This window comes from Streptomyces jumonjinensis, from assembly GCF_009600885.1.
Taxonomy (GTDB): Bacteria; Actinomycetota; Actinomycetes; order Streptomycetales; family Streptomycetaceae; genus Streptomyces; species Streptomyces jumonjinensis.
The window spans coordinates 5,747-13,245 of the sequence record NZ_VCLA01000150.1 but is presented as its reverse complement, the minus strand read 5'-3'; the positions used below and the strand labels follow the sequence as shown (position 1 = coordinate 13,245).

At 72.9% G+C, this 7,499-nt stretch carries 5 protein-coding genes; all 5 read right to left on the bottom strand.

What is annotated here, in order from left to right; translation table 11 throughout:
* On the bottom strand, positions 1-2,461 hold a 2,461-nt coding region (locus FF041_RS18760), incomplete at its 3' end, for an AfsR/SARP family transcriptional regulator (RefSeq protein ID WP_153523956.1).
* A gap of 67 nt (positions 2,462-2,528) precedes the next feature.
* Entirely contained in the window at positions 2,529-3,572 is a 1,044-nt protein-coding gene (locus FF041_RS18755) for an AfsA-related hotdog domain-containing protein (RefSeq protein ID WP_153523887.1), read from the bottom strand.
* A 325-nt stretch (positions 3,573-3,897) separates the two neighbouring features.
* Positions 3,898-4,224, bottom strand: coding sequence for a ferredoxin (gene fdxA, locus FF041_RS18750; RefSeq protein ID WP_153487031.1), 327 nt, complete (start codon positions 4,222-4,224; stop codon positions 3,898-3,900).
* A gap of 38 nt (positions 4,225-4,262) precedes the next feature.
* On the bottom strand, positions 4,263-5,339 hold the full coding sequence (locus tag FF041_RS18745; protein ID WP_153523886.1) for a 2-oxoacid:ferredoxin oxidoreductase subunit beta: 1,077 nt from the start codon (positions 5,337-5,339) through the stop codon (positions 4,263-4,265).
* Positions 5,332-7,242, bottom strand: coding sequence for a 2-oxoacid:acceptor oxidoreductase subunit alpha (locus FF041_RS18740; RefSeq protein ID WP_323392112.1), 1,911 nt, complete (start codon positions 7,240-7,242; stop codon positions 5,332-5,334). The genes FF041_RS18745 and FF041_RS18740 overlap by 8 nt, the downstream gene beginning before the upstream one ends.
* Positions 7,243-7,499 lie beyond the last annotated feature (257 nt).

The following is a 7,499-nucleotide window of genomic DNA, read 5'->3' as shown; positions in this document are numbered from 1 at the left end:
TCGCGCAGAGGTCCAGCGCCCGCCCGTACCGCCGCGCCGCCGCGGCCGGCCGCCCCTGGCCGAGCAGGATGTCCGCCACGCCGATCCGGCAGCGGGCCGAGCCGATCCGGTCGCCTACCCGGTCGAAGCCGCGCTGGGCCGAGGTGTACTGGGCCAGGGCCCGATGGGCCTCGCGCCGCTGCCAGGCGAGGTCGCCGAGCGAGTAGCGCACCGCCGCCTCGGCCGCCGGGTTCCCGGCCCGCAGCGCCGCGTCCAGCGCGAGCCGATGGGTCTCCTCCCACTCCTCCCAGGCGGCGCAGGCGTGGAAGTACCCGGCGGCGCTGTCGGCGAGTTCCCACGCCAGGGACCAGAGACCGGCCGTATGCGCCTGCCGTACCGCCTCCACCAGACCGGCGGCCTCGTCCCGGAACCAGCGCAGCGGCGTGCCGCCGACGACGGCCGCCGCGTCGACCCGGCCTCCCCCGCCGTCGTACGCCTCGTCCAGGACGGCCGCTCCCGAGGGCACGGGACGGGTGCGCCAGTCCCGGCCGGGAGCGAGCTGCCGGTCCGCGTGCCGGGCCAGGGTGAGACAGGCCCGGCAGAGCCGTCCGACGGCCTCCCGGGTCCGCTCCCCCTCGGCGTCCTCCGCCGCCTCCCGCAGCTCCACGGCGAGCACCCGCAGCAGGGAGTGGAAGCCGTAGCGCGGCGGGCGTCCGCCGGGCCGCGCCTCCAGGAGCCGGGCCGCGACGAGCTCCTCCGTCACCTCCCCGGCCGCGCCGGGCTCCAGGTCCAGCAGGGCCGCGGCGGTCCATCCGGCGAAGTCGGCGGCCGGGGCGAGGGTCAGCAGCCGGAACGCCCGCTGCTGCGCGGGCCCGGCCTCCTGATATCCGGTCAGCAGGGTGGCGCGCAGATCGAGATCGCCCTCGCGCAGCACGGCGAGCCGGGTCCGCTCGTCGCGCAGCCGTTCCGCGAGCGCGGCGGCCGTGGTGTGCGGGCGGGCCGTCAGGGCCGCCGCGGCGACCCGCAGCGCCAGCGGCAGACCGCCGCAGAGCCCGGCGATCTCCGCCGTGGCCGCCGGGTCCTCGGCCATCCGCTCGCCGCCGGCCGTGAGCAGCAGTTCGACGGCCTCGTCGGCCCGTACCGCCTCCAGCACCAGATGGTCGGCGCCCGCCAGCGCGGCGGGGGTGCGGCGGCAGGTGACGATCACCGCGCTGCCCTCGCCGGGCGGCAGCAGCGGGCGTATCTGCTCCGCCGAGGCCGCGTCGTCGAGGACGAGCAGCAGCCGGCGTCCCCGCAGGGTCCGTCCGAGCAGCTCGGCCAGGTCCCGGGGGTCGGCGGGGAGGGCGCCGGGGCCGCCGGAGGGCTCGACCGCGAGCCCGCGCAGCAGCGCGGCCCCGGCCTGGGCCCAGCTCAGCGGTCGCCCCTGGGGTCCGCGCAGCCCGATCATCAGCCGGCCGTCGGGGAAGCGGGCCGCCGTGCGGTGGGCCAGCTGGAGCGCGAGCGCGGTCTTGCCGACGCCCGCCCGGCCGGAGACCGCGAGCACCGGCACGGGCGCTCCCGCGCCGCCGCCGCACAGGACCTTCTCCCCGTACGACAGTTCGGCGTGCCGGCCGACGAACCCGAAGGGCGCGGGGGGCGGCGCGGGCTGCGCGCCGGTGGGGCGTACGGCGGGGTCCGCGCCCGGCGCCGGCCGGTCGGGGGCGGGTCCGGCACGGCCCGCCCGCCAGTCGAGCGAGGGGTCGCGGCGCAGCACGCGCTCGTGCAGCCGGGCGAGCGCGGGGCCCGGTTCGACGCCCAGCTCCTCGACGAGCAGATGGCGCAGTCTGCCGTACACCCGCAGGGAGTCGGAGCCCCGGCCGGTGCGGTAGAGCGCGACCATGAGGTGGCCGTGCAGACTCTCCCGCAGGGGGTGCTCATTGGCCAGGGCGAGCAGTTCTCCGGCCAGCTCCTGATGGCGTCCGAGCCGTAGATCGGCGACGATCCGCTGTTCGAGTACCTCCATCCGCAGTTCGTCCAGGCGGATGGCGGCGGATTCGAGCCGTACGCCGTGGGGGATGCCGGAGAGCGCGGGGCCGGTCCACAGCGCGAGCGCGTCGTGGAGCAGCCGTGAGGCGCGGGCGAAGTCGCGTTCCTGGCAGGCCGCGCGGCCCTCCGCGCGCAGCCGCTCGAAGCACGGCAGGTCGAACTCCCGCTCTTTTCCCGGCACTTGCAGCACATAGCCGGGCGCGCGGGTCAGCAGCACCCCATGGGCGCTGTCGTCCGGTCCGCCTTCGGCGAGCACTTTGCGCAGCTGGGAGACGTAGACCTGGAGTGTGGTGGTCGCCGTGCGCGGTGGCTCGGTCCCCCACAGCTCGTCGATCAGGCTGTGCGCGGACACCACTTCCCCGACCCGTACCAGCAGCGTGGCGAGCAGCGCACGCGGTTTCGCGGCGGACGGGGTGCGGGGGGACAGGCTGACCGGCCCCAGTACCCGAAAGCGCATGGAATGGCTCCTTTCGATGACGGCAGAGGGAGTGTGAGGGGTGGGGTGGTGTCGGCCCCGTGGGGTTTCAGCAGTCCTGGAGGAGGGTCGCCGAGGCGCTGCACAGCGCACGGCCGCCCTGGCTGAAGGTCAGGCGTGCCTGGACGGTGGGGCGGCCGGCGGCGTCCCGGCCCGGTTCCCGGGTGACGACCGTGCAGGTCAGGGGGAGGTCGGCTTCGCCGAAGCCGCGGAAGGACGCCCACCAGCGGGTCAGCACGGCGTGGGCGGGGTTGAATCCGTGGAGTTCGGCGGCGACGGTCAGCGCCGCCTGGCGGGACGCCTCCAGGAAGACCGGTCCGGGGATGTGCCCCTGCGGTCCGCCGTCGAAGACCTCGTGGCCCGGGGCGGGCAGGACCGGCAGGGTGAACTCCCCGTCGTTCGCCCGCAGCGGCGGGCCGACCAGGACGTTGCGCGGATCGGCGCGTCCTACCCGGTCGGGCCGGGCGGCGGGCCCGGGGTCCATGGCGTCCGGGGTCCGCGCCGGAGCGCCGCGCAGGCTCTCCCGGCGTCCGAGCGCCCGGTGCGCCCGGTAGACCCCGGGCATCAGGAACAGCAGCCGTGCGCTGCCGCCGCCGCATGCGACTCCGTCGATGGCGATGCCGCCACGGCAGTCGAGGCCGCGGGGTATCCCGTTGACCACGTCGATGGGTTTCAGGGTGATGTCCAGCGAGAGATGGGCGGGCCGGCCGGTGCGCCGCCAGGGGGTCGGCTCCTGGATCTCGACGCCGCTGGAGACGAAGACCGCGGGGCGTTCGGCGGGGACGCGGAAGTACTGATGGCCGACGAATTGGGCGGCCTGCCGCAGGGATTCCGCGGCGAAGAGCAGATCGTGGAACGTGCCGGGGCCGTCGTTGAACACGGCGTGGTCGTCGGGCAGTTCGGCGGAGAGCGCGAAGTGCTGTTCCACGGGGGCGGCGGCGTCCAGCAGAAACCCCTCGGGGGTGACGGGTCTGTGCAGCAGATGGAGCGGCACCCCGCCGTTCCGTCCCGCCGCGCCGGGGCCGGTGGAGGGCGGGGCCGCCGGGGCGGACGGGGTGGCGGGGGTGGCGTACGCGGCGGAAGCGAGGTCCATTGCGGCTCCTTCTGGGTGTTCTCCGGGCCGGGCCGGGCCGGGAACGGGGACGATCGTCGGATCACGGCGTACGGAGGGAGGGCGCCGCCCGGCCCGCTCGCGCGCGGCGCCGGAGGGGTTGAATCCGCCCGGGCCCGTGCGGTGGGGCGGCGATGCGGACGGTGCGCCCTGCCGGGGCCGGACATGCCGTGGGGCGGTGGCGAGATCCACCGCCACCGCCCCTACGTTCCCCTGGGCCACTGCAATAGCTCTGTACTCGGCCTGGACCGGGACTGGACCAGGCCGGAGCGCGCCCGGCCCGGGAGCGATCCCGGCGGGCCGCCGGTCAGGTCTGGAGCTGGCCCGCCGGGCTGGCCGCGACCACGGGATGATCGGTTTCCAGCGGTCCTGTGCCGGCGGCCCCGCCCGAGGAGCCGAGCAGTTCGAAGATCTCGGCGTCCGCCGTGCGGTAGCCGCTCCACTCGGCGGGCACATCCTCGTCGTAGAAGACCGCCTCCACCGGGCAGACCGGTTCACAGGCTCCGCAGTCGACGCATTCATCAGGGTGGATATAGAGCTTGCGAGGGCCTTCATAGATGCAGTCGACGGGACATTCGTCGATGCACGCCCTGTCCTTGACGTCGATGCAGGGCTGAGCGATCACATAGGCCATGAGGGTCCTTCCCCGGTGTTCGGCGTGGGCGGGCGGTGCTAGCCGGCGACGGTCCAGGTGTCGTTGCCGGTGAGGAGGGTGGTGAGGTCGCCTGGTCCGTGTTGTTGGGTGGCGGTGTCGAGTTGGTGGGTCATCTGGGTGTCGTAGACGGGGCGTTGGATGCTGCGGAAGACGCCGATGGGGGTGTGGTGGAGGGTGTCGGGGTCGGCGAGGCGGGAGAGGGCGAAGGCGGTGGTGGGGTGGGTGGCGTGGGCGTCGTGGGTGAGGATGCGGTCTTCGTTGCCGGCGGCCTCGACGACGTGGAGGTCTCCGGTTGCGGGGTCGCGGACGACGCCTTTGTGGTGGTCGGTTCCGAAGCGGATGGGCTGGCCGTGTTCGAGGCGGATGACGGCCTCGGCGGCCTGGTCGCGGTCTTTGAGGACTTCGAACGCGCCGTCGTTGAAGATGTTGCAGTTCTGGTAGATCTCCACGAGCGCGGTGCCGGGATGGAGGGCGGCCTGCTGGAGGACGTCGGTGAGGTGTTTGCGGTCGGAGTCGACGGTGCGGGCGACGAAGGACGCTTCCGCTCCGAGGGCGAGGGAGACGGGGTTGAAGGGGGCCTCCAGGGAGCCCATGGGGGACGACTTCGTCAGCTTCCCGGTCTCGCTGGTGGGGGAGTACTGGCCCTTGGTCAGTCCGTAGATCCGGTTGTTGAACAGCAGGATCTTGAGGTTGACGTTGCGGCGCAGGGCGTGGATGAGGTGGTTCCCGCCGATGGACAGGGCGTCTCCGTCGCCGGTGACGACCCACACGGACAGGTCCTGGCGGGAGGTGGCCAGACCGGTCGCGATCGCGGGGGCGCGGCCGTGGATGGAGTGCATCCCGTAGGTGTTCATGTAGTAGGGGAAGCGGGAGGAGCAGCCGATGCCGGAGACGAAGACGATGTTCTCGCGGGCCAGGCCCAGGGTGGGCATGAAGCCCTGGACGGCGGCGAGGACGGCGTAGTCGCCGCAGCCGGGGCACCAGCGGACTTCCTGGTCGGATTTGAAGTCCTTCGCGCTCTGGCGTGCCTGCGCGGCGGGGACCAGAGAAAGCGGGGCGGGTGCGGGGGTGGGGGCCGTCTGGGTGTCAGTCATGGAGGGCCTCCTTGAGGACGGTCGCGAGCTGTTCGGCTTTGAAGGGCATGCCGTTGACCTGGGTGTGGGCGCGGGCGTCGACCAGATATCGGGCGCGGATGAGGGAGGTGAGCTGGCCGAGGTTCATCTCGGGGATCACGATCCGGTCGTAGGCGGCCAGGACCGCGCCCAGGTTCGCGGGGAAGGGGTTGAGGTGGCGCAGATGGGCCTGCGCGACGGGGAGTCCTTCGGTGCGCAGGCGGCGCACGGCGGCGGTGATCGGGCCGTAGGTGGATCCCCAGCCCAGGACCAGCAGCCGCGCCCCGTCGGGGTCATCCACGGTGAGGTCGGGGACGGCGATGTTGTCGATCTTGGCCTGGCGGGTGCGGACCATGTGCTCGTGGTTGGCCGGGTCGTAGGAGATGTTGCCCGTGCCGTCCTGCTTCTCGATCCCGCCGATCCGGTGCTCAAGCCCCGCCGTGCCCGGCACCGCCCACGGCCGCGCCAGCGTGTCGGGGTCCCGCTTATAGGGCCAGAACACCTCCGTGCCGTCCGCGAGCGTGTGATTCGGTCCCGTCGCGAACGGCGTCGTCAGATCGGGCAGCTCCGCGGTGTCGGGGATCCGCCACGGCTCGGAGCCGTTGGCGAGATACCCGTCCGAGAGGAGGAACACCGGGGTCCGGTAGGCCAGCGCGATCCGCGCCGCGTCGAGAGCCGCGTCGAAACAGTCCGCCGGCGTCCGCGGCGCCACCACCGGCACCGGCGCCTCACCATTCCTGCCGTACATCGCCTGCAGCAGATCCGCCTGCTCCGTCTTCGTCGGCAGACCCGTCGACGGACCACCCCGCTGAATGTCCACCACCACCAAAGGCAGCTCCAGCGACACCGCCAGACCGATCGTCTCCGACTTCAGCGCCACACCCGGACCCGACGTCGTCGTCACCGCCAGAGCGCCGCCGAACGCCGCGCCCAGCGCCGCGCCGATCCCCGCGATCTCGTCCTCCGCCTGGAACGTGCGCACGCCGAAGTTCTTGTGCCTGGAGAGCTCGTGCAGGATGTCGGAGGCCGGAGTGATCGGATACGACCCCAGATACAGCGGCAGACCCGCCTGACGGGAGGCGGCGATCAGCCCGTAGGACAGGGCCAGGTTCCCCGAGATGTTGCGGTACACCCCCGGCGCGAACGCCGCGGTCGCCGGCGCGATCTCGTAGGAGACCGCGAAGTCCTCCGTCGTCTCCCCGAAATTCCAGCCCGCGCGGAACGCGGTGATGTTCGCCTCCGCGATCTGCGGCCTCTTCGCGAACTTCGACCGCAGGAACGTCTCCGTGCCCTCCGTCGGCCGGTGATACATCCACGACAGAAGCCCCAGCGCGAACATGTTCTTCGACCGCTCGGCCTCCTTCCGCGACAGGCCGAACTCCTTCAGCGCCTCCACCGTCAGCGTCGTCAACGGCACCGGATGCACCCGGTACCCGTCCAGAGACCCGTCCTCCAGCGGCGAGACGTCATAGCCCACCTTCGCCATCGCCCGCTTCGCGAACTCGTCCGTGTTCACGATGACCTCCCCGCCCCGGGGAACGTCCGCGATGTTCGCCTTCAACGCCGCCGGGTTCATCGCCACCAGCACATCCGGCGCGTCCCCCGGCGTGAGAATGTCATGATCCGCGAAATGCAGCTGGAACGACGACACCCCCGGCAGCGTCCCGGCAGGCGCCCGGATCTCCGCCGGGAAGTTCGGCAGCGTCGACAGATCATTCCCGAACGACGCCGTCTCCGACGTGAACCGGTCACCCGTCAGCTGCATCCCATCACCGGAATCACCCGCAAACCGGATGATCACCCGACCCAGCCGACGAACCTCCTTCGAGCGGACCGGGATCGGCGCCGGATCGGCCCACTCGACGTCTACCGTGTCTACCGTCACGCTTCTCGTCTCCTCTGGCTGCCGGTATCCGGCGCGGCTGTGACGCGCGGACGGGCGCGACGCTAGGCAGCCGGCCTTGCGGCGAGCCAAAGCCCCCGAGCCCGGGGAGAGCGCTTCGGCCGGTGTCCTTCCCTGTCATCGCGTCCGCCGCACGCCGGGTCGGTCCGGCGGCCACCGGACGGTGGCAACCGGCGGAGCACCACCATGCGACACGGCGATGACAATCCGCTGAGACGCGGAGCGGGAGCCTCCGGCCG